The sequence below is a fragment of the Hydrogenophaga sp. genome (genome assembly GCF_048549895.1).
Taxonomy (GTDB): Bacteria; Pseudomonadota; Gammaproteobacteria; order Burkholderiales; family Burkholderiaceae_C; genus Hydrogenophaga.
Genome location: NZ_JBLYYB010000082.1, coordinates 1 through 17,992 on the forward strand (window position 1 = coordinate 1; position 17,992 = coordinate 17,992).

Below are 17,992 nucleotides of genomic sequence, written 5' to 3' on the forward strand. Positions count from 1 at the left end.
CGGGTTTATGCCGGATTGGATTTTAAGATGACTGGTCGCGACAAAGAACTCGATCCTGCTGGTGGAGTACGCCATCGAGGCGCGGCGCGAGCACGGCATGAACCGTCTGGACGCAATTCTGGACGCCTGCCACAAGCGCGCGCGTCCGATCGTGATGACGACCATTGCCATGGGTGCGGGCATGTTGCCGATTGCGGTGGGCTGGGGCGCGGCCGACAGCAGTTTCCGCTCGCCGATGGCGGTGGCGGTGATCGGTGGGTTGATCACGTCCACTTTTTTGAGCTTGCTGGTGATCCCGGCGGTGTTCACGCTGGTGGACGATGTGTCGATCTGGTTCGGATCGCTGTTTGGGCGCAAGTCTTCTGGTTCAGAAGCTGGGGAGACCGTTCGCTCGCGAGCCTGAACTGATGCGGGCGTGCTCTCTTGACGAGTGCAACGAGGTCATCGGCGGCCATGGGGCACGGCGCAGCGAAATCAAGGAGGAGGGGCCAAAGGCCCCGGGGGACATTCGCGGAGCCGTGCCCCGTGGTCGCCGATGACCGGACCAGCCGGAGAAAAACTCAGACCACCCCAGAAAACATCATCACGTCAACACTGTCGCCAACGGACACGTTGCCCTGCGAGTGGTGCAACACGATCAGACCATTGGCTTCGACCATGGAGCTCAAAACCCCCGAGCCCTGGTTGCCCGTGATGCGAACCGTGAGCGAGCCGTCGGCCGCGCGGCTGACGATGCCGCGCTGGTACTCCGTGCGCCCGGGCTTCTTGCGCAGCGGCTCCAGACTGTGAGCTTGCAACAGCACCGGTGGCGTGGCCGCGCCGCCCATGAGCCGCTGCAGGGCGGGGCGCACGAAGGCGAGGAAAGTCACCATCACTGCGACGGGATTGCCGGGCAGTCCAAAAAGAACCGACGACTTCCCGTCCTCCGTGATACGACCCACCGCCATCGGGCGGCCCGGCCGCATGGCGATGCGCCAGAACGCCACGTCGCCCAGCTGCTTCATCATGGCCTTGGTGTGGTCGGCTTCGCCCATGCTCACGCCACCACTGGTGATGATCGCGTCAGCCTGCATGGCGGCGCTGCGGAATGCGGCTTCGAGCAAGGCGGGTTCGTCGCGCACCACACCCATGTCGATCACGTCCACACCCATGCGCTTGAGCAGACCGAAGACGGTGTAGCGGTTGCTGTCGAACACCGCGCCTTCGCGGATCGGCTCGCCCAGCGTGAGGATCTCGTCGCCGGTGGAGAAGTAGGCCACCTTGATGCGGCGAAACACCGTCACCGTGGGCAGGCCGAGGCTGGCAATCAGGCCCAGCGCGGCGGGGCCGAGCGTCTGGCCCTTGTGGAGTGCCGGCTGGCCAGCCATGAGGTCTTCACCGAGCAGGCGGCGGTTGTCGCCGGCCTGCACCACACCCGGCGGAATCTCGACCATGTCGCCAGCGACCTTGACGAATTCGAGCGGCACCACGGTGTCCAGCGCGTCCGGCATGATGGCACCGGTCATGATCTTCAGGCACTGGTCGGCCTGCAACGAGCCCGCCCATGCCTTGCCGGCGAAGGCGGTGCCGGCCACGCGCAGCTTCAGTGGCTGGCCTGGCTGAAGCAGCGCACTGTCGAACGCGAAGCCGTCCATGGCCGAGTTGTCGTGCGGCGGCACGCTGATGGGTGAGACCACGTCCGCCGCCAGCACACGGTCGAGCGCTTCGAACACGCCCACCTGCTCGGTGGCGGTCACGGGCTCCACCAGTTGGGCCAGGAATTCGTTGACACGCTCGGCGCTCAACGCCTGCGGGTCGTAGCCCTGCAGCTCGGCTGCGATCTGCTCGATCGTCTTCATGGCTCAGTTCTTTTCCAGCGCGTGCAGCTCGGCCAGGGTGTTGGTGTTGTGGAAGGCGCGCGGGTCGTCGCCGGGTTGGTTGAACGGCACGATCACGGTGGTGTGCTGCGCGGTCCATGTGTCGATCTTTCGACCACCCGCCTGGGTGAAGGCCACCAGGCTCTCCAGCAAATCCACGCGCATGAGGCAGAAGACGGGTTGTGGTCGCAACTGACCGTCTTCTTCCAGCGCTGCGGCCATGGCGATCTCGGTGCGTTCGTCATCGAAGGCCTTGGCCAGACGCTGTGCCAGGTCGAAAGGGAACACGGGTGTGTCGCAGGGCACGGTGAGCAGGTAGTGCGTCTCGCAGCGCTCCAGTCCGGTCATGAAGCCCGCCAGCGGCCCGGCAAAGTCGCTCAGCGTGTCGGGCCACACCGGCGCGCCAAAAGCCTCGTAGGCGGCCAGGTTGCGATTGGCGTTGAGCATGAGATCGCCGATCAGACCGCCTTCCTGCATCTGCAGGCGCAAGACCGTGTGCAGCGCCAGCGGCGTGCCGTTGAAGTTCTGCAAGCCCTTGTCGAGCCCGCCCATGCGGGAGCCGCGGCCCCCGGCGAGCACCAGGCCTGTGATTTCGTTGGTGTGGATCATTTTTATCCGCCGATGTAGCTCATCTCGACGCGTCTTGTTCCGGTGGAGGCATCGGGTGGCAGGCTGGCGCGCAGTTCCGAATACCGGTCGCTGCGGCCTTGCCAGATGGCCGCAATCGCACCGGCCAGTTGTTCGTCGGTGGCGCCGCCACGGATGAGCGGGCGCAGGTCGTGGCCCTGGCTGGCGAACAGGCACAGGTAGAGCTGGCCTTCGGTGGACAGGCGGGCGCGGTTGCAGTCGCTGCAGAAGGCCTGGGTCACGCTGCTGATCACGCCGATTTCGCCGGAGCCATCTGCGTAGCCCCAGCGCTCGGCCGTTTCGCCCGGCGCGGCAGCACCCAGTTGCACCAGTGGCAGTTCACGGTGGATGCGCTGCACCACCTCGGCGCTGGGCAGCACCTCGTCCATGCGCCAGCCGTTGGTGGCGCCCACGTCCATGTATTCGATGAAACGCAGCACGATGCCGGTGCCTTTGAAGTGGCGTGCCATCGGCAGGATTTGATGGTCGTTGGTGCCGCGCTTGACCACCATGTTGACCTTGATCGGGCCCAGGCCGGCGGCCTGCGCGGCCTCGATGCCCTCGAGCACATCGGCCACGGGAAAGTCCACGTCGTTCATGGCGCGAAAGATGGAGTCGTCCAGCCCGTCCAGGCTCACGGTCACACGCTGCAGGCCCGCCGCTTTGAGCGCAGCGGCCTTGCGCTTGAGCAGCGAGCCGTTGGTCGTGAGCGTGATGTCCAGCGGCTGGCCCTCGGTGGTGCGCAGTGCGGCCAATTGTTCGATCAGGATTTCCAGGTTCTTGCGCAGCAACGGCTCACCGCCGGTGAGGCGGATCTTCTGCACGCCGTGCGCCACGAACTGCGTGGCCACGCGGGTGATTTCCTCGAAGGTCAGCAGCGAGTTGTGCGGCAGGTAGGCGTAGTCCTTGTCGAAGATTTCCTTGGGCATGCAGTAGCTGCAGCGGAAATTGCAGCGGTCGGTGACGCTGATGCGCAGGTCGCGCAGCGGGCGGCCCAGCGCATCGCCGAGCAAGCCGGTGGGTACCACCGGTGTGGTGGGGATGCGCGCCACGGTGTTGACGAGGCGCTGATCGATCAGGGGGATGACACGTTCGGACATTCCCGGATTATCGGCGACACCCCACGGGGTAGCGCCGCTGGCGCAGGCTCAACCCGCCCCCACGCGCGTGTACTGGTCGGCGTTGTGCTCCAGCCAGGTGTTTGAGAGATCGCTCGACTGCTGGTCGGGGTGGAAGTCGGGCCGGAAATAGGCGCGCCAGGGTGTGAAGCTGCTGCTGAGCAGACCGTCGCGGCCGAGCAGGTGGCGGCCTGCGCTGCGCCAGGTGGACCAGCGCCACAGGGTGCCGTCTCTGTGCAGGTTGTGCACGGTCTGGCGCAGGGCATCGGTGAGGAAGAACACGGTGACGCGTCGCATCCACTTCACGCGCCAGGTGTGGCTGCCGCCCAAGGCCCGGTAGAGGTCGAATGCGGTGCACTTGTGCTCGGCCTCTTCGGCGCTGTGCCAGAGCCAGAGGTTCTTCAGGCGCGGTTCGGTGTCGTGAAACACCTCGGGGTGGGAGAGCATCCACTCGGCAAACAGGGCAGTGAAATGCTCGTTGGCCGCGGTGATGGCCAGGTGGTGGCGCGGGTCGGCATCGGCCAGCACCTTCATGCGCTCCTCGATGCGCGGCCCCCAGTGGTTCACCAGGCCGTGTTTTTCGATCTGCGCATTGAACAGCGCGTGAATGCGCCGGTGCGTGGCTTCCTGGCCCACGAAGCCCTGCACCTCGGCCTGCCACGCGGCCTGCTGCTCGGGCGCCAGGCCCTTGGCGCCGTGGCGCACCGAGTCCAGAAAAAACTGCTCACCGACCGGGAAGCTCATCGACAGGGCGTTGAACCACGCGGTCAGGAACGCGTCGTTCGCGCACCAGTGGCGCGCCACGGGTTGCTCCAGATCGATCAGCAGTCGGCGGACGGTGAGTGTGGTCATGGTGTCAGGTGGCCATGGGCAGCAGCGGCACGATCAGCAGCGCCACGATGTTGATGATCTTGATCAGCGGGTTCACGGCCGGGCCGGCGGTGTCCTTGTACGGGTCGCCCACGGTGTCGCCAGTCACGGCGGCCTTGTGCGCCTCCGAGCCCTTGCCGCCGTGGTGGCCGTCTTCGATGTACTTCTTGGCGTTGTCCCATGCTCCGCCGCCGGTGCACATGGAAATGGCGACAAACAGGCCGGTGACGATGGTGCCCATGAGCAAACCACCCAACGCCTTGGGGCCGAGGAACACACCGACCAGGATCGGCACCACCACCGGCAGCAGCGACGGAATCACCATTTCCTTGATGGCGGCGGTGGTCAGCATGTCGACCGCGCGGCCGTACTCGGGTTTGGCCGTGCCTTCCATGATGCCGGGGATCTCCTTGAACTGGCGGCGCACTTCCACCACCACCGAACCAGCAGCGCGGCCCACGGCTTCCATGGCCATGGCGCCAAACAGGTAGGGAATCATCCCGCCGATGAACAGGCCCACGATGACCATCGGGTCGCTCAGGTCGAAGCTGACCTGGTGGCCGTAGGTTTCCAGCTTGTGGGTGTAGTCGGCAAACAGCACCAGCGCCGCCAGGCCGGCCGAGCCGATGGCGTAGCCCTTGGTCACGGCCTTGGTGGTGTTGCCCACCGCGTCCAGCGGGTCGGTCACATCGCGCACGCTGCTGGGCAGTTCGGCCATCTCGGCAATGCCGCCGGCGTTGTCGGTGATGGGGCCGTAGGCGTCGAGGGCCACCACGATACCGGCCATGCTGAGCATGGCGGTGGCGGCGGTGGCAATGCCGTAAAGGCCAGCCAGCTGGTAGGACGCCAGGATGCCCACGCAGACGAACAGCACCGGCCAGGCGGTGGAGCGCATGGACACGCCCAGGCCGGCAATGATGTTGGTGCCGTGGCCGGTGGTGGAGGCTTGTGCGATGTGCTTGACCGGCGAGTACTGCGTGCCGGTGTAGAACTCGGTGATCCAGACCAGCGCGGCGGTCAGCACCAGGCCGACGGCGCAGGCGCCGAACAGGCGCATCTGGCTGCCGGTGGCGGTGATGGCGTTGTCGGGCATGACCATGGTGGTCACGAAATAGAACGCGATCAGCGACAGCACGCCTGCGATAGCCAGGCCCTTGTAGAGCGCGGGCATCACGTTCTTCATGCCCGGGCTGGCCTTCACGAAGAAGCAACCCACGATGGACGCGAGGATGGACACGCCGCCCAGCACCAGCGGGTACAGAACGGCCTGCATGGGCGCGGCGGCGACCATGAGGGCGCCGAGCACCATGGTGGCAATGAGCGTGACGGCGTAGGTCTCGAACAGGTCGGCGGCCATGCCGGCGCAGTCGCCCACGTTGTCGCCCACGTTGTCGGCGATCACCGCCGGGTTGCGTGGGTCGTCTTCCGGAATGCCGGCTTCGACCTTGCCCACCAGGTCGGCGCCCACGTCAGCGCCCTTGGTGAAGATGCCGCCACCCAGGCGAGCGAAGATGGAGATGAGCGACGAGCCGAAGGCAAAACCGATCAGGGGGTTGAGCAGTTGGGCCAGGTTCTTGTCGGGCGTGAAATTGCCGTTGCCGACCAGAAACCAGAAGAAGCCGGCCACACCCAGCAGACCCAGACCCACCACCAGCATGCCGGTGATGGCGCCGCCGCGAAAGGCCACGTCGAGCGCCGGGCCGATGCCTTTGGTGGCGGCTTGCGCGGTGCGCACGTTGGCGCGCACCGAGATGTTCATGCCGATGAAGCCACAGGCGCCCGAGAGCACGGCGCCGAGCACGAAACCGATGGCGCTCTGGCCATCGAGGAACACACCGATCAGGATGGCGAGCACCACGCCCACGATCGCAATCGTCTTGTACTGCCGGGCGAGATACGCCGCAGCGCCGGTTTGAATGGCACCGGCGATTTCCTGCATGCGGGCGTTGCCCGCGTCCTGAGAAAGAATCCAGCTGCGCGACCAGAAGCCGTACGCCACGGCCACAAGCCCACAGACCAACACGAATATCAGCGCTGATTGACCAACCATTGAATCGCTCCTCGTTGTTTCGACTTGGAAGGGGCAACGCCTCCGGGGTGCCCCCGCTGCGTTGCTTCCTCGCTGCCGGTTGCGCTGCGTTGCACAGCGTTGAAACAGGGCGATTGGCCAACAAGGCGAATTTAGCGGCAATTCAATGCGCCAAGGTGAAAGCAGGCCGGGAAGTCAGCTTCGAATCAGTAAAATCAGGGTAAATCCTAGGCGTGCCGGTCGCATGAGATGCGCCAGACGCCTCTCCAACAGGCAGCGGGCCTGCACCGGCTGCTTCAGTTTTCAACCAACCTCCCTCGAACAACATGGCTCTCGACAACGTCACCGCCGGCAAAAACGTGCCCGAATCCTTCAACGTGATCATCGAAATCCCGATGAACGCCGATCCGATCAAGTACGAGGTGGACAAGGAAACCGGCGCGATTTTTGTGGACCGTTTCATGAGCACGGCCATGCACTACCCCACCAACTACGGCTATGTGCCCCGCACCATTTCGGGCGACGGCGATCCGGTGGACGTGCTGGTGATCACGCCCGTGCCGCTGATCCCCGGTGTGGTGGTGCCCTGCCGCGCCATCGGCATCTTGAAGATGCAGGACGAAGCTGGCGAAGACGGCAAGGTGCTGGCGGTGCCGATCGACAAGATCCTTTCCATCTACACCCAGTGGCAGAAGCCCGAAGACCTGAACCCGATGCGGCTCAACACCATCCAGCATTTCTTTGAACACTACAAGGATCTGGAGCCGGGCAAGTGGGTCAAGGTGATCGGCTGGGAAGGCAAGGAAGCCGCCCACAAGGAAATCATCGACGGCATGGCCACCTACGAGGCGCAAAAGAAGGGCTGAGGAGCAGGGCCGATCAGCCTGCGGTGGGGTTGGGCAACACGTCGTTCAACACCGGCAGGTTGTTCCCGGGTCCCAGGGTCTTGAAAGGGCCCAACAGGTTTGCTCCTTCGTAGACCTGCATCCGCCGGGCCGAGAGTGAGCCGGTGGACACGCCGCTCCTGGCCACATAGGCCATGCCCTGGCATTCCAGGCTGGTTTCCACCGCGCTGCCGCCGGCAGCGCCCAGGTGACCAAACAAATACAGGTCGCCGAGCACGCGGATGCGCCCGCGCACGACGCCACCGGTCCAGATGATGAGCGGGCCATTCACCCGAATGTGGCCCGAGACCTCACCTTGCACCAGCAGCCCGCCGTTGAATTCCAGTTCGCCGTGCAGCTTGCCGCCCGCAGCCACGCGGTTGACCACGTTCATGGCCACCGGGTCGATGGTCAGCGTGTCTTGCGGCGTCTTCAGTTCCATGGCCAGCGCCCCATCCAGGTGGCCGGTATCCAGCCGGTGGTGGGCAGCCACACGATGGCCCAGAACACCGCGCTGCCGAGCAGCATCAGCAAGCCCAGCAGGGCGATGGAGAGTGCGTGGCGCTCCAGCCAGCGGCGCAGGCGCCTGGGCCGGCGGCGGGGTGTTCCAGCCGGTGTGTCGAGATGTTCGAGCACGGCCCAGCTCCGCCAGCCTTCGCTCAGGCCCACGTCACCTTTCGCCAGAGAAACTTCCAGCCCCTGTGTCGACTCTGTGGACGGGCCTTGCCGACGCCCCAGAAGCACCGAGAAGGGTGCGCCCACGATGCTGTGGGTGAAGAAGGCGTCGGTTTCGTCCATGGCGATCGAGTTTAGCGAACCCGCTTGCGCCGCCGCCTCACAACTCCGTGACGGGCGGGGCCACGTCCCGCACCGCCAGACCCGCCTTGAGCGGGTTGCGCTGGGCCAGGTGCTCCATGTACTGGCCGATGCCCTGGCTCTCTCGCTGCAGGAAGCGCTGCACCGCATCGGCAAACGAAGGGTGGGCGAGCCAGTGCGCGCTGGTGGTCTTGACCGGGAGCAGGGCGCGCGCCATCTTGTGTTCGCCTTGCGCGCCGCCTTCGAAGCGCTGGAAGCCATGTTCGATGCACCAGGCCAGCGGCGCGTAGTAGCAGGCCTCGAAGTGCAGGCAGTCCACGCGCTCCAGCGCGCCCCAATAGCGCCCGTAGGCCACACGCGTGGTGTCGTCGATGCCGATCAGGCTGCAGGCGATGGCCTGGCCTTCGCGCTCGGCCACGAAGAGCAACCAGTGCTGCGGCATGGTCTGCGCCATGCGGCGGAAGAAGTCGCGGTTGAGGTAGGGCGCGTTGCCGTGTTCGAGGTAGGTGCGTTCGTAGCAGCGGTAGAAGAAATCCCAGTCCTTGTCTGTGATGTCGGCGCCGCGCGACCAGCGAAACGTGACACCCGCCTCGGCGACCTTGCGTCGCTCCTGGCGGATCTTCTTGCGTTTTTCTTGCTGCAGGCTGGTGAGGAAATGGTCGAAGCTGCTGAAGGGTGGCGACAGGCCGTCCTGTGAGGGCGCCTCATTCTTCCAATGAAATTGCACCGTGTGGCGCAGCATCATGCCGGCCTGCTCACACGCAGCGACGTCTTGAGGCTGTGCGAACAGCAGGTGGACCGACGACAGGTCTTCGTCGCGCACCTGCTGAATCAGTGCCTTGACCAAGGCGGTGCGAGCATCTGCGTCGCGCGCCAGCAACCGCGCGCCCGGCACTGGCGTGAACGGCACCGCCACCAGCGCCTTGGGGTAGTAGTCCAGCCCGTGCTGCGCATAGGCGTTGGCCCAGGCCCAGTCGAACACGTACTCGCCGTACGAGTTGTTCTTGAGGTACATCGGGCAGGCGGCTTGCAGTTCGTCGCCGCGCCAGAGCGTCAAAAACTGCGCTTGCCAGCCCGCGCGGGGTTTCGCACTGCCGCTTTCGTGCATGGCCACCAGGTATTCGTGGCGCATGAACGGGCTCGGGTCGGGGTCGACAGAGAGCAGCGCGTTCCATGCGGACTCTGCGATCTGCGATGGAGACGAAAAGACCCGGGTGACATAATCGATTTCACCCACCTGCAGCTCCGGTAAACAGCGAGCTCAAGGCCCATTCCGCAACGTTTTCAGACCCCATGACTCTTTCCATTTGCGTGGCCCAGCTCAACTTTGTGGTGGGCGACATGGCGGGCAACGCCCGGAAGATGATCGATGCCGCCGAAGCGGCCCACGCGCGTGGCGTGAACCTGCTGCTGACCCCCGAGTTGGCCCTGTGCGGTTACGCCGCCGAAGACCTGTACCTGCGGCCCGCGTTCATCGATGCCTGTGATGATGCCCTCAAAGTCGTGGCGGCCGGCACGGCCCACCTCAAAGGCCTGCACATCGTGGTGGGACATCCGGCGCGGCCGACGGTGACCGGTGGCCAGCGGCGCGAGCGCAGTGTGTCGGTGGCCCACCTGCACAACGCCGCCAGCGTGTTGCACGCCGGCGCCGTGACCCACAGCTACGCCAAGCGCGAGCTGCCCAACTACCAGGTGTTCGACGAACGCCGCTATTTCGTGCCGGGTCACGACACCTGCGTGTTCGACGTGGCCGGCAGCGATGGCCACAGCGTGCGTGTGGGCCTGCTGATTTGCGAAGACGCCTGGTTCGACGCACCCGCGGCGGACGCCAAAGCCGCCGGTGCCGAGGTGCTGGCGGTCATCAACGCCTCACCGTTCCACGCCGGCAAGGGCGGCGACCGCGAAGCCGCCATGCGCCTGCGCTGCCAAGCCACGGGTCTGCCCTTGGTTTATGCGCACCTGGTGGGCGGGCAGGACGAGATCGTGTTCGAGGGCCGCAGCTTCGTGCTGGCGGCCGACGGCGCGCTGGCCGGGCGCGCGGTGAGTTTTGAAGAAACTTTGTTCGATGCAGCCTTCACACGGCAAGGCGCTGGCTGGCAGATCACTGCCGACACCGACCGCGCGCACAGCCCCGAGGCGGACCTGTGGCACGCGCTGGTGCTGGGCGTGCGCGACTACCTGGGCAAGAACGGGTTTCCCGGCGCCATCCTGGGCTTGTCGGGCGGCATCGATTCGGCGCTGGTGCTGGCGATCGCGGTGGACGCGCTGGGCAAGGACCGTGTGCGCACCGTGATGATGCCCTCGCCCTACACGGCCGACATCTCCTGGATCGACGCACGCGACATGGCCGGGCGCCTGGGTGTGCGTTACGACGAAATCGGCATCGCACCGCAGTTCGAGGCCTTCAAGGCCAGCCTGGCCACCGAGTTCGCCGGCCTGCCCGAAGACACCACCGAAGAAAACCTGCAGGCACGCATCCGAGGCACGCTGCTCATGGCGCTGTCCAACAAGTTCGGCAGCATCGTGCTCACCACCGGCAACAAGAGCGAGATGGCCACCGGCTACTGCACGCTCTACGGCGACATGGCGGGCGGCTTCGCGGTGATCAAGGACGTGGCCAAGACCATGGTCTTCAAACTGGCGCGCTGGCGCAACGCGCACGACCCGTATGGCACAGGCGCCAATCCGATCCCCGAACGCATCATCGTGCGCCCGCCGAGCGCCGAGCTGCGGCCCGACCAGAAAGACCAGGACAGCCTGCCCGAGTACCCGGTGCTCGACGCGATCATCGAGCGCTACATGGAAAACGACCAGAGCCCCGACAGCATCGTGGCGGCTGGATTTGAGCGGGCCGATGTGGAGAAGGTGGTGCGCCTGATCCGCATCAACGAGTACAAGCGCCGCCAGGCGCCGGTGGGCATCCGCGTGACCCACCGCAGTTTCGGCAAGGACTGGCGTTACCCGATCACGAGCAAATACAGAGCCTGAACTCGGTCAGGTTTTCTGCAGTTCCAGCACGGCGCGCATCTCGCCGACCTCGATACCGGCTGCGTTTTTGAGTGGTGGCGGAATCAGGCTGGCCATCGCGGCGCGACTCTCGTCGTCGAGCCAGCCCAGTTGCTCCAGCGCCGAGACACAGGCCACCATCAGCGGGGCCAATTGCCCGTCGCTGCACTTGGCCGCGATGCCGATGCCGCGGCTGAAGCTGGCCAGGGCCTGCACGCCGTCTGCCCCGACCTTGCTCACCCAGTCGCCACGCCCGGCGCGCATCAGCGCCAGGTCGTTGCGTCCCTGGCCGCTGACCAGCTCGGGGTGCCGGCTCATGGCACGCGCGATGCGCAGCGGTGCGGTGCCGTAGACCGGATCGGGCTCCGCAAGCGTCAGGCGGGCGAAGGCATGCGCGAGCGCGCGCAGGGGCAGGGCGTAGTTGGGCGCGCTGCAACCGTCGGTGCCGCGCACGAGCTGGTCCACCGGCACGCCGGAGAAGTGGCTCACGCTACGAGCGATCTCCTGCTGCACGGCATGGTTGGTGTCGAGGTAGCCGCCCTGCGGCGTGCCCAGCGCATGGGCCAGCAGCAGCATGCCGGTGTGCTTGCCCGAGCAGTTGTGGTGCAGGCGGTTGAAGCGCGTGCCGGGCTCCGGTGTGACGCCGTTGGTGCTGAAGAAGAACGGCACATGGCTGCCGCAGGCCAGGCTGGGTTCGCCCGCGCCAATCTTGGCCAGCAACGCTGCGGCGCGCTCCACGTGCATGGGCTCACCGCTGTGGCTGGCGCACAGCAGGGCCACATCGGCGTCGGTCAGCTCGTAACGGTCGGCCGCCTGTGCAATCAGCGGCATGGCCTGAAAGGGTTTGAGCGATGAGCGCGTGAAGAGCGGCGAACCCACGTCGCCCACACTGGCCAGCAGTTGGCCTTGCGCGTTCACCACCGCGAGCGAGCCGTGGTGAATGTTTTCCGGATGACCGCCCCGATAGGCGACGGTGATGGGAACGTGGCGGGGCAGGGCGTGGGTGTTCATGTGCGCGTGGGTGGGTTGAGCGCGCAGTGTACGAACAGGAGCGAGTGCCTTGGGCATAATGAATCGACAACGCCCTTCCCACAAGCCACGCCCTGGAGACATTGCATGAAACAGATCACCGCCGTCATCAAACCGTTCAAGCTTGAAGAGGTGCGCGAGGCCTTGGCCGAGCAGGGCGTGACCGGTCTGACCGTGACCGAGGTCAAGGGCTTTGGGCGCCAAAAGGGCCACACCGAGCTCTACCGTGGTGCGGAATACGTGGTGGACTTTCTGCCCAAGGTCAAGGTCGAGGTGGTGGTGAAGACGGTGGACGTGGAGCGCTGTGTGGACGCCATCATTCGCGCGGCGCGCACCGGCAAGATCGGCGACGGCAAGATCTTCGTGACCTCGGTTGAACGTGTGGTGCGCATCCGCACCGGGGAAGAAGACGAAACCGCGGTCTGAGCGAGCCGGGTTTCTAGATCGCTTCGATGCGGGCTTGCGGCGCCATGCCGGCAGCCTGCACCAGTTCCGGCAGCAGTCTCTGCGCGTCGCTGTCGACGCGGATCAGTTCCATCTGGGCGCTGCTCATGAACTGCTGCTCCACCCCCGTGCGCATGAAGGCCATCAGGCCGTCGTAGTAGCCGGCTACGTTGAGCAGGCCCACCGGTTTGTCGTGGTAGCCCAGTTGGCCCCAGGCCCAGACTTCAAAGAATTCTTCAAACGTGCCGATGCCACCGGGCAGGGCGAGAAAAGCGTCGGCCTTGTCGGCCATCATCCGTTTGCGCTCATGCATGTTGTCCACCACGTGCAGCTCGGTGCAACCGTGGTGCGCCCACTCCCGCTCGACCAGCGCTTTCGGGATGATGCCGACGACCTGGCCACCCGCCGCCATGGTGGCGTCGGCCACGATGCCCATTAGGCCGTTGCGGCCGCCGCCGTACACCAGTTGGCCGCCGTGTTCACCAATCCATCGGCCCACGGCGCGTGCCGTGTCGGCGAACGCGGGGTCAACGCCTGGGCGGGAGCCGCAGTAAACACACAGTGAAAACGCGGGAGCAGTCATGGGTTGGTTTTGAACGGTCATGCCCAGCGGGCCCAGGCCGCCGACAGCCAGATGGCCACACACAACACCAGACTCAGCAGCACGGCAGCGCTGCCCATGTCCTTGGCGCGTTTGGAGAGGTCGTGCCATTCCGGCCCGATGCGGTCGATGGCGGTTTCAATCCCGGTGTTGAGCAGCTCAACCACCATGACCAGCATCACCGAGCCCGCGAGCAGGGCGGTTTCCACCCAGGTCTGGCCGACCCAGAAGGCCAGCGGAACCATGACGATGGCGGCAAGTGCTTCCTGGCGGAATGCGGTCTCGCCCCAGCCTGCGCGCAAACCGGCCACCGAGTAGCCAAAGGCGTGCCACATGCGCGAAACACCGCTGCGCAGCTTCTGCGCGTTCACCGGTTCGCGGTCGTGATCCAGGCTCATGCTGTCAGCTCCACCAGCGCCGGGGTTTGCTGGTGTCCTCCACCGGCTTGAAATGGACCAGGCGGGTGCCGGCCAGGGCGTCGTGCAGGAACTGGCGCTGGGCATGAAAGCGTGACAGCAAGGCCCAGACGATGACCCAGCCCACGAGCAGCACCGACAACTCCTGTCCTGACAACTGCAGGAGCCCCGCCACCGCCAGTGGCGGCAGCAGCCACAGCCACGACAACACGTAGCGCCACAGCGCGCGGCCCTGCGTCAGGGCCTGACCATGGCGATCGACCACGCGGATGTGCCAGGTCTTCATGGCCAGGGTCTGGCCCTTGGCCCAGAACCAGCCGAAGTAAATGCCGAAGGCGACGAACACCAGGGCTTGCTGCAAATAGCGGTTGTCCAGCGCATTGCCCGACTGGGTGAACGAGGACAGCACATAGCTGGTGGTGAACAGCACACCGACGAGAAACACCACGCCAAACATCAAGGTGCCCTCGTACAGCCAGCAGGCCATGCGCCTGCGCAATGAGGGCGCCATCAGGTCGGGTGGGGACGCGGCGTCGGGAGATCGAGAGGAGTCGGAAACGGTGGCGGACATGCAGAAAGGAAGTGTTTGGCCCGTGGGGCGCAGGCCCGAATTGTCTCATTGCGGTCATGGCTCGCACTTTTTCGGGGCGTTCAGCCCCGGCTGAAGCCGCAAGCCCGTGTTGCAGTGCGATAATGCTTGCTGCACTTCAAAACACGGCAAACGGATCAGGGTCCGGCGGGGTATGTGCCCGCTCATGTCCACTGGTCTCAAGTCTCGACACCGCCCCACAAGGGTTGGTCAAGAGGCACCCAAGGTATTTCGTCAGAGAAATTCTCGAAAGGTTCATCATGGAAATCAACAAGGCCGAACTGGCCTCGGCCGCTGCCGCCACCGGCACAGCCACCCAAGAACTCCGCGGCGCAGAAATCCTCATCAAGGCCCTCCAGGCCGAAGGGGTCAAGTACATCTGGGGTTATCCCGGCGGTGCTGTGCTGCACATCTACGACGCTTTCTACAAGCAAGACACCATCCAGCATGTGCTGGTGCGCCACGAGCAGGCGGCCGTTCACGCGGCCGACGGTTATGCGCGCGCCACAGGCGATGTGGGCGTGGCGCTGGTCACCTCGGGTCCCGGCGTCACCAATGCCATCACCGGCATCGCCACCGCCTACATGGACAGCATCCCCATGGTGATCGTCACCGGTCAGGTGCCCACGGCCGCCATCGGCCTTGATGCCTTCCAGGAATGCGACACCGTCGGCATCACGCGCCCCATCGTCAAGCACAACTTCCTGGTCAAGGATGCGCGCGACATGGCCATGGTGATGAAGAAGGCCTTCCACATTGCGCGCAGCGGCCGTCCCGGCCCTGTGGTGGTGGACATCCCGAAAGACGTTTCTTTCAACAAGGTGCCCTACACCGGCTACCCCGAGTCGGTCGAGATGCGCTCGTACAACCCGGTGCGCAAGGGCCACGGCGGTCAGATCCGCAAGGCGCTGCAACTGCTGTTGGCCGCCAAGCGGCCCTACATCTACACCGGCGGCGGTGTGTTGCTGAGCAACGCCACCGAAGAATTGCGCACGCTGGTGAACATGCTGGGCTACCCGGTCACCAACACGCTGATGGGCCTGGGCGCCTACCCGGCGTCGGACCGCAAGTTCCTCGGCATGCTGGGCATGCACGGCACGATCGAAGCCAACAACGCGATGCAGAACTGCGACGTGCTGTTGGCCGTGGGCGCGCGTTTTGACGACCGCGTGATCGGCAACCCCAAGCACTTTGCGCAGAACGAACGCAAGATCATCCACATCGACATCGACCCGTCGAGCATCTCCAAGCGCGTGAAGGTGGATGTGCCGATCGTCGGTGATGTGAAAGACGTGCTCACCGAGCTCATCAACATGGTGCGCGAGAGCGCCACCAAGCCCGACGGCAAGGCGCTGTCCGCGTGGTGGGACACCATCGAAACCTGGCGCTCCAAGGACTGCCTGAAGTACGACCGCGGCAACACCGAGGTGATCAAGCCGCAGTACGTGGTGGAAACGCTCTGGAACATGACCAAGGACGCCGACACGTACGTCACGTCCGACGTGGGCCAGCACCAGATGTGGGCAGCGCAGTACTACCGTTTTGACGAGCCCCGCCGCTGGATCAACTCGGGTGGCCTGGGCACCATGGGCGTGGGCATTCCCTACGCCATGGGCATCAAGCTCGCCAAGCCCGACAGCGAGGTGTTTTGCGTCACTGGCGAAGGCTCGGTGCAGATGTGCATCCAGGAGCTTTCGACCTGCCTGCAGTACAACACCCCCATCAAGATCGTGGCGCTGAACAACCGCTACCTCGGCATGGTGCGGCAGTGGCAGGAAATCGACTACGAAGGCCGCTACAGCCACAGCTACATGGACGCGCTGCCCAACTTCGTGAAACTGGCCGAGGCCTATGGCCACGTCGGCATGCTGATCGAACGGCCGCAGGACGTGGAGGGCGCTCTTCGCGAGGCGCGCAAGCTCAAGGACCGCACCGTGTTCATGGACTTCCGCACCGACCCGACCGAGAACGTCTTCCCCATGGTCAAGGCCGGCAAGGGCATCACCGAGATGCTGCTGGGTTCCGAAGACCTCTGATCCCCCGCGAAGCAACGGCCCGCCGTTGCTTCATCCCCTAGACGAATCTATTGCCCGCCGAGCCTGCGCATTACCGTGCGCAGGGGAGGGCGGCGAAAAACGGCAGTTTCTGCGACCACTTTTAAAGGGTCGTTGCCGTCGCAAAAAGAGGAATCGCACATGAAACACATCATCGCTGTCTTGCTGGAAAACGAACCCGGGGCCCTGTCCCGCGTGGTCGGTCTGTTCTCTGCCCGTGGTTACAACATCGAGTCGCTCACCGTGGCGCCGACCGAAGACCCCAGCCTGTCCCGCATGACGATCCAGACCACCGGGTCGGACGACGTCATCGAACAGATCACCAAACACCTCAACCGCCTGATCGAAGTCGTCAAGGTGGTGGACCTCACCGAGGGCTCCTACACCGAGCGTGAGCTCATGATGGTGAAGGTGCGCGCGGTGGGCAAGGAGCGCGAAGAGATGAAGCGCATGGCCGACATCTTCCGCGGGCGCATCATCGATGTGACCGAGAAGAGCTACACCATCGAGCTCACGGGCGATCAATCCAAGAACGATGCGTTCCTGGAAGCCATCGACCGCTCCGCGATTCTCGAGACGGTGCGCACCGGTGCCAGTGGCATCGGGCGCGGCGAGCGCATCCTGCGCGTGTAAGACAATCCCCCAGTTTTCATTCACCCCGAACAACACATTTCAACCGGAGCAACCCATGAAAGTTTTCTACGACAAAGACTGTGACCTGTCCCTGATCAAGGGCAAGACCGTGGCCATCATCGGCTACGGCAGCCAGGGCCACGCACACGCACAGAACCTCAACGACAGCGGCGTCAAAGTCGTGGTCGGCCTGCGCAAGGGCGGCGCCTCGTGGGACAAGGTCGGCAAGGCCGGCCTGACCGTGATGGAAGTCAACGACGCCGTGAAATCGGCCGACGTGGTCATGATCCTGCTGCCCGACGAGCAGATCGCCGAGGTCTACCACCAGAACGTGGCGCCCCACATCAAGCAGGGCGCATCGCTCGCCTTCGCCCACGGCTTCAACGTGCACTACAACCAGGTCGTGCCACGTGCCGATCTGGACGTGTGGATGGTCGCGCCCAAGGCCCCTGGCCACACCGTGCGCAACACCTACACCCAGGGTGGCGGCGTGCCCCACCTGGTCGCCATCCATCAGGACAAGAGCGGCAAAGCGCGTGACCTCGCACTGAGCTACGCCATGGCCAACGGTGGCGGCAAGGCCGGCATCATCGAGACCAACTTCAAGGAAGAGACCGAGACCGACCTGTTCGGCGAGCAAGCCGTGTTGTGCGGTGGTGCGGTCGAGCTGATCAAGATGGGTTACGAGACGCTGGTGGAAGCTGGCTACGCGCCCGAAATGGCCTACTTCGAATGCCTGCACGAGCTCAAGCTGATCGTGGACCTGATCTACGAAGGCGGCATTGCCAACATGAACTACTCGATCTCGAACAACGCCGAGTACGGCGAGTACGTGACGGGCCCGCGCATCGTGACCGACGAGACCAAGAAGGAAATGAAGCGTGTCCTGAAGGACATCCAGAGCGGCGAATATGCCAAGAGCTTCATCCTGGAAAACCGCGCCGGCGCACCCACGCTTTTGAGCAAGCGTCGCCTGATGGCCGAGCACCAGATCGAAACCGTGGGCGAAACCCTGCGCGC

At 64.8% G+C, this 17,992-nt stretch carries 18 protein-coding genes and 1 pseudogene; 7 read left to right on the top strand and 12 right to left on the bottom strand.

All coding sequences use genetic code 11. The annotated features are described in order from the left end of the window. Positions 1-34: 34 nt before the first annotated feature. A pseudogene (locus tag ACN4F8_RS09130) lies at positions 35-403 on the top strand (efflux RND transporter permease subunit); the annotation flags it as partial. A 157-nt stretch (positions 404-560) separates the two neighbouring features. On the opposite strand, the gene glp reads toward ACN4F8_RS09130, so the two are convergent. From glp to ACN4F8_RS09155, 5 genes are read right to left on the bottom strand one after another with little or no spacing between them, the layout of a single operon-like run. After that, positions 561-1,838: a gephyrin-like molybdotransferase Glp gene (gene glp / locus ACN4F8_RS09135; protein WP_419473289.1), complete on the bottom strand. Its 1,278-nt coding sequence runs from the start codon at positions 1,836-1,838 to the stop codon at positions 561-563. 3 nt (positions 1,839-1,841) lie between these two features. Next, positions 1,842-2,465 (bottom strand): molybdenum cofactor guanylyltransferase MobA, encoded by a 624-nt coding sequence (gene mobA / locus ACN4F8_RS09140; protein WP_419473290.1) that lies wholly within the window; start codon positions 2,463-2,465, stop codon positions 1,842-1,844. Between the two features lie 2 nt (positions 2,466-2,467). Continuing rightward, positions 2,468-3,583, bottom strand: a complete 1,116-nt coding sequence (gene moaA / locus ACN4F8_RS09145; protein WP_419473291.1) for a GTP 3',8-cyclase MoaA — start codon at positions 3,581-3,583, stop codon at positions 2,468-2,470. Between the two features lie 48 nt (positions 3,584-3,631). Beyond that, positions 3,632-4,453, bottom strand: a complete 822-nt coding sequence (locus ACN4F8_RS09150) for a metal-dependent hydrolase (RefSeq protein WP_419473292.1) — start codon at positions 4,451-4,453, stop codon at positions 3,632-3,634. Positions 4,454-4,457: 4 nt separating this feature from the next. Continuing rightward, positions 4,458-6,521 carry a sodium-translocating pyrophosphatase gene (locus tag ACN4F8_RS09155; protein ID WP_419473293.1) on the bottom strand — a complete coding sequence of 688 codons (2,064 nt, stop codon included), beginning with the start codon at positions 6,519-6,521 and terminating at the stop codon, positions 4,458-4,460. A 305-nt stretch (positions 6,522-6,826) separates the two neighbouring features. Between ACN4F8_RS09155 and ppa the strand changes: the two genes are divergently transcribed. After that, positions 6,827-7,366, top strand: a complete 540-nt coding sequence (gene ppa / locus ACN4F8_RS09160; RefSeq protein WP_419473294.1) for an inorganic diphosphatase — start codon at positions 6,827-6,829, stop codon at positions 7,364-7,366. 13 nt (positions 7,367-7,379) lie between these two features. Here ppa and ACN4F8_RS09165 read toward each other — a convergent pair whose 3' ends face one another. Genes ACN4F8_RS09165 through ACN4F8_RS09175 form a run of 3 tightly spaced genes read right to left on the bottom strand, consistent with a single transcriptional unit; the run spans position 7,380 to position 9,437 of the window. Continuing rightward, the gene (locus ACN4F8_RS09165) at positions 7,380-7,826 is read right to left on the bottom strand and encodes a bactofilin family protein (RefSeq protein WP_419473295.1); all 447 of its coding nucleotides are present in this window, start codon (positions 7,824-7,826) and stop codon (positions 7,380-7,382) included. Then, positions 7,817-8,182, bottom strand: a complete 366-nt coding sequence (locus ACN4F8_RS09170) for a hypothetical protein (RefSeq protein ID WP_419473296.1) — start codon at positions 8,180-8,182, stop codon at positions 7,817-7,819. The genes ACN4F8_RS09165 and ACN4F8_RS09170 overlap by 10 nt, the downstream gene beginning before the upstream one ends. 37 nt (positions 8,183-8,219) lie before the next feature. Then, positions 8,220-9,437 (bottom strand): GNAT family N-acetyltransferase, encoded by a 1,218-nt coding sequence (locus tag ACN4F8_RS09175; RefSeq protein WP_419473297.1) that lies wholly within the window; start codon positions 9,435-9,437, stop codon positions 8,220-8,222. A 56-nt stretch (positions 9,438-9,493) separates the two neighbouring features. Between ACN4F8_RS09175 and ACN4F8_RS09180 the strand changes: the two genes are divergently transcribed. Beyond that, positions 9,494-11,188, top strand: coding sequence for an NAD+ synthase (locus ACN4F8_RS09180; protein ID WP_419473298.1), 1,695 nt, complete (start codon positions 9,494-9,496; stop codon positions 11,186-11,188). Positions 11,189-11,194: 6 nt separating this feature from the next. Here ACN4F8_RS09180 and ACN4F8_RS09185 read toward each other — a convergent pair whose 3' ends face one another. Next, a complete protein-coding gene (locus tag ACN4F8_RS09185; protein WP_419473299.1) occupies positions 11,195-12,217 on the bottom strand; it encodes an asparaginase in 1,023 nt (340 codons plus the stop codon). A gap of 105 nt (positions 12,218-12,322) precedes the next feature. Here ACN4F8_RS09185 and ACN4F8_RS09190 point away from each other — a divergent pair, with 105 nt between their 5' ends. After that, positions 12,323-12,661 carry a P-II family nitrogen regulator gene (locus ACN4F8_RS09190; RefSeq protein ID WP_056274681.1) on the top strand — a complete coding sequence of 113 codons (339 nt, stop codon included), beginning with the start codon at positions 12,323-12,325 and terminating at the stop codon, positions 12,659-12,661. Positions 12,662-12,674: 13 nt separating this feature from the next. Here ACN4F8_RS09190 and ACN4F8_RS09195 read toward each other — a convergent pair whose 3' ends face one another. The 3 genes from ACN4F8_RS09195 to ACN4F8_RS09205 are packed head-to-tail and all read right to left on the bottom strand — an operon-like array spanning position 12,675 to position 14,267. Then, positions 12,675-13,262, bottom strand: a complete 588-nt coding sequence (locus ACN4F8_RS09195) for a TIGR00730 family Rossman fold protein (RefSeq protein WP_419473305.1) — start codon at positions 13,260-13,262, stop codon at positions 12,675-12,677. Between the two features lie 17 nt (positions 13,263-13,279). Beyond that, positions 13,280-13,678 carry a diacylglycerol kinase gene (locus ACN4F8_RS09200; RefSeq protein ID WP_419473300.1) on the bottom strand — a complete coding sequence of 133 codons (399 nt, stop codon included), beginning with the start codon at positions 13,676-13,678 and terminating at the stop codon, positions 13,280-13,282. A 4-nt stretch (positions 13,679-13,682) separates the two neighbouring features. Further along, positions 13,683-14,267: an RDD family protein gene (locus tag ACN4F8_RS09205; protein ID WP_419473301.1), complete on the bottom strand. Its 585-nt coding sequence runs from the start codon at positions 14,265-14,267 to the stop codon at positions 13,683-13,685. A gap of 278 nt (positions 14,268-14,545) precedes the next feature. Here ACN4F8_RS09205 and ACN4F8_RS09210 point away from each other — a divergent pair, with 278 nt between their 5' ends. From ACN4F8_RS09210 to ilvC, 3 genes are all read left to right on the top strand, one after another. After that, on the top strand, positions 14,546-16,321 hold the full coding sequence (locus tag ACN4F8_RS09210) for an acetolactate synthase 3 catalytic subunit (RefSeq protein ID WP_419473302.1): 1,776 nt from the start codon (positions 14,546-14,548) through the stop codon (positions 16,319-16,321). 159 nt (positions 16,322-16,480) lie between these two features. Further along, positions 16,481-16,972 (top strand): acetolactate synthase small subunit, encoded by a 492-nt coding sequence (gene ilvN, locus ACN4F8_RS09215; protein WP_419473303.1) that lies wholly within the window; start codon positions 16,481-16,483, stop codon positions 16,970-16,972. Between the two features lie 55 nt (positions 16,973-17,027). Beyond that, on the top strand, positions 17,028-17,992 hold a 965-nt coding region (ilvC, locus tag ACN4F8_RS09220; protein ID WP_419473304.1), incomplete at its 3' end, for a ketol-acid reductoisomerase.

What these genes read in the sequence shown, in the direction of transcription:
- mobA (WP_419473290.1), bottom strand. Translation starts at nt 2,465, where the DNA reads ATGATCCACACCAACGAAATCACAGGCCTGGTGCTCGCCGGGGGCCGC.
- ilvN (WP_419473303.1), top strand. Translation starts at nt 16,481, where the DNA reads ATGAAACACATCATCGCTGTCTTGCTGGAAAACGAACCCGGGGCCCTG.
- ACN4F8_RS09155 (WP_419473293.1), bottom strand. Translation starts at nt 6,521, where the DNA reads ATGGTTGGTCAATCAGCGCTGATATTCGTGTTGGTCTGTGGGCTTGTG.
- ACN4F8_RS09200 (WP_419473300.1), bottom strand. Translation starts at nt 13,678, where the DNA reads ATGAGCCTGGATCACGACCGCGAACCGGTGAACGCGCAGAAGCTGCGC.
- moaA (WP_419473291.1), bottom strand. Translation starts at nt 3,583, where the DNA reads ATGTCCGAACGTGTCATCCCCCTGATCGATCAGCGCCTCGTCAACACC.
- ACN4F8_RS09190 (WP_056274681.1), top strand. Translation starts at nt 12,323, where the DNA reads ATGAAACAGATCACCGCCGTCATCAAACCGTTCAAGCTTGAAGAGGTG.
- glp (WP_419473289.1), bottom strand. Translation starts at nt 1,838, where the DNA reads ATGAAGACGATCGAGCAGATCGCAGCCGAGCTGCAGGGCTACGACCCG.
- ACN4F8_RS09170 (WP_419473296.1), bottom strand. Translation starts at nt 8,182, where the DNA reads ATGGACGAAACCGACGCCTTCTTCACCCACAGCATCGTGGGCGCACCC.
- ACN4F8_RS09210 (WP_419473302.1), top strand. Translation starts at nt 14,546, where the DNA reads ATGGAAATCAACAAGGCCGAACTGGCCTCGGCCGCTGCCGCCACCGGC.
- ACN4F8_RS09195 (WP_419473305.1), bottom strand. Translation starts at nt 13,262, where the DNA reads ATGACTGCTCCCGCGTTTTCACTGTGTGTTTACTGCGGCTCCCGCCCA.
- ACN4F8_RS09165 (WP_419473295.1), bottom strand. Translation starts at nt 7,826, where the DNA reads ATGGAACTGAAGACGCCGCAAGACACGCTGACCATCGACCCGGTGGCC.
- ACN4F8_RS09180 (WP_419473298.1), top strand. Translation starts at nt 9,494, where the DNA reads ATGACTCTTTCCATTTGCGTGGCCCAGCTCAACTTTGTGGTGGGCGAC.
- ppa (WP_419473294.1), top strand. Translation starts at nt 6,827, where the DNA reads ATGGCTCTCGACAACGTCACCGCCGGCAAAAACGTGCCCGAATCCTTC.
- ACN4F8_RS09205 (WP_419473301.1), bottom strand. Translation starts at nt 14,267, where the DNA reads ATGTCCGCCACCGTTTCCGACTCCTCTCGATCTCCCGACGCCGCGTCC.
- ACN4F8_RS09150 (WP_419473292.1), bottom strand. Translation starts at nt 4,453, where the DNA reads ATGACCACACTCACCGTCCGCCGACTGCTGATCGATCTGGAGCAACCC.
- ACN4F8_RS09185 (WP_419473299.1), bottom strand. Translation starts at nt 12,217, where the DNA reads ATGAACACCCACGCCCTGCCCCGCCACGTTCCCATCACCGTCGCCTAT.